General features: G+C 39.2%; 1 protein-coding gene. It reads right to left on the bottom strand.

Annotated elements, in window-relative coordinates; all coding sequences use genetic code 11:
- Positions 1-140 precede the first annotated feature (140 nt).
- Complete coding sequence (gene ltrA / locus ACW2QC_RS20100; RefSeq protein ID WP_457545704.1) at positions 141-1958, bottom strand: group II intron reverse transcriptase/maturase; 1818 nt, start codon at positions 1956-1958, stop codon at positions 141-143.
- Positions 1959-2715: the final 757 nt, after the last annotated feature.

Below are 2715 nucleotides of genomic sequence, written 5' to 3'. Positions count from 1 at the left end.
TATGGTGATAGGTAAGCCTTTGAAGTTATCGCCAGCTTTCCCCCCACCCCACACCGCACGTGCGACTTTCATCGCATACGGCGTTCCAACTAATCCAATTCATTCAGTATTTTTATGTATATGCAAGATGAAATGTAGAATTAGATTGCTTCATTCAGACATTGCTCACGCAATTTATTAACCTTTTTAAGTTGCTTTTCATTTAACCTGAGTGCGTCTAGCAGTACTTGTAATTTCTCTTGATTTCTCATGTGAATAAGGCGGTGAACTGATTCATGCAATATCACTAAATTCCCGTATGAATCATCTTTTGTAAGATGGTACGGTGTCTTGTGATGACAATGCCAATCATCCATCCCTAATTCAATTCCTGTAACGGCACATTTTCCATATTGTGCAATATAACGGCTAATCCGATTATCGTTATATTCAATGGAACGGCTAGGAATAAATTGTTTCATCACATGAGCGAGTGTTTGCTTATTAATAGCCCGCAAGTTTTGATGAATTTTATCCCTGCCTTCGGTAGTGTAGTTACAGATAGTTTGAGAGAAATTTAGATTCACCTTACAACGTTGGGCATGAATTGGGACAAGAACCATTTCTTTTATTTTGTACAGTTTACATTCATATCCCTTATACCGTTTCTGCATGGATTTTGAGAAGTCCTGAAACGTAGCCTCTTTTCTCATTTCATTTAAACGATTATATAATGCTTTATGAAGACGATTGTTCAGCTTACTTAAGTCTATCGTTATTCGTGAGGCAGCAGAATAATAATTCTGTATGCCCATTATGACCGTATTGAATCGCCAAGCGTTCTCAGCTGTTTGATGTTTCTGAATTGCCTTCACAGCTTGTTTTAGCTTTATTTGTGCGTTTTTCAATGCCTTTTTTGTCATGTGTGAACGAGCTACATAGCGCTCTCCCATATTCGTCTTTTTCCGGTGTGCTTTGATGCGAAAACCTAGAAATTCTGATGAATTTTTCTTTAGATTGACCACTTTGGATTTTTCTTCACTGATATCAAGGCGAAGCCTTGTTTGAAGGAAATCTTTAACTGCATAATACATTTTAATTGCTTGCGAACGAGTGCGACAAAGGATTTTAAAGTCGTCCGCATAGCGGACGATATGACAATGTTTTAAATTCGATTGTTTCATTGCATTGTATCTGCCAGCATACGATTTATATGCCTTTCGTGTTTCAAAGCTTTCCCATTGATGGCTAACCCACCAATCCAGTTCATTTAAAACGATATTAGACAATAAGGGAGATAAAATCCCGCCTTGTGGTGTGCCTTTCACCGGGAAGCCTTCTCCAATAATTTCAGCCTTTAGAAGCCGTGAGATAATGGAGAGCAATGCCTTATCCCGTATGCCAAGTGACCACATTTGTTTTAATAGTTTGGCATGATCAACATTGTCAAAGAATCCTTTTATATCAACGTCTACACAATGATATAAACATGCCCGATTGATGAGCGTTTCCATTCTGGCTTTCGCATGATGTGTATTGCGATTCGGTCTAAAACCATAGCTGTGTTTATAAAACTTTGCTTCGCAAATCGGCTCAAGCACTTGTAAGATACACTGTTGGAACAATCTATCCCAGATAACCGGAATTCCTAAGGGACGTGTTTTTCCATATCCCTTGGAAATGAAGACGCGTCGAACGGCTTGGGGTGTATAGTGTTCAAACATTCGTTGTATCGTGGCAACAACATCCGTTACAGATAATGACTTTATATCTTGAATCGTCAGTTCATCATATCCAGCAGTTTTACTGCCGGTATTACGTTTAATATTGCGGTAAGCTAACCGAATATTTTCCTCGGATTGCATTACATCAAGTAATCCATAAAAATTTTGACCATTAGCACTTTGAGCATATAGAGAATCAAAATGATATTGCATATCATAATACTCGTTGTGCCTCAGTTTCTTTCGTTTTAACAAGTCGGTGGCTCCTTTGGAGCTGAACCTCTATTAGTCTTACAAGAACCTTATTAATCGTTTAAGAACTGTCTTGCATGGTTGAATGAATCTTGTATTAGTCTAGTGGCTATCCCTCCACGTTCATTACACGCTTCGACGGTACTGTGCCACCACTTTCACTGATATGAAGAAAAGTTATACAGTCGCTATTCTCACAACCGTTTTCCTTTCCAACGTTTCACCGAGAGTAAGCTCTCCACGTTATCAGCTTACAACGTTGAGTTATATCTATTATAGAACAAACTTAGATGCTTCCTATGAGCCTGTTAGCATTGCATGTGCCTGTAACACAAGATGGACTTTTATATTGTCGATTCTTACTCATCCACAGCTAACCCTACATTTGGTAGTAAATACATTTCTATATAACGCCAGTCTAGACCCGTACCTTCAGAAGTTCGTCAGCAATATACTTTCTCATTATATTTCACTGCATTCTCACCGTATCTGTTCAACCCAAGCACCATGATTTACACCGCCCATCGGGTAGGCTTTCGTCAGCCGGACTGTTACGGTAAATTCTCACGCCTATTGGCCGAGCTTATAACACACTATTTCTTACTAAACAGCGTGCTATTCGACGCAGGGAGAGCCTTTCAGAACGTTACCTCCTCATTCGACTCCTCGACATAACCCTTCAGTAAAAAAAAATTAAACTGCCTGACCTTTACCAAAATTGTGTGACCACATTTCATTTGAGTCAGGAACGTTTCGCACC

This window comes from Virgibacillus sp. FSP13 (assembly GCF_054048505.1).
This window is presented reverse-complemented; position numbering and strand designations above follow the sequence as displayed.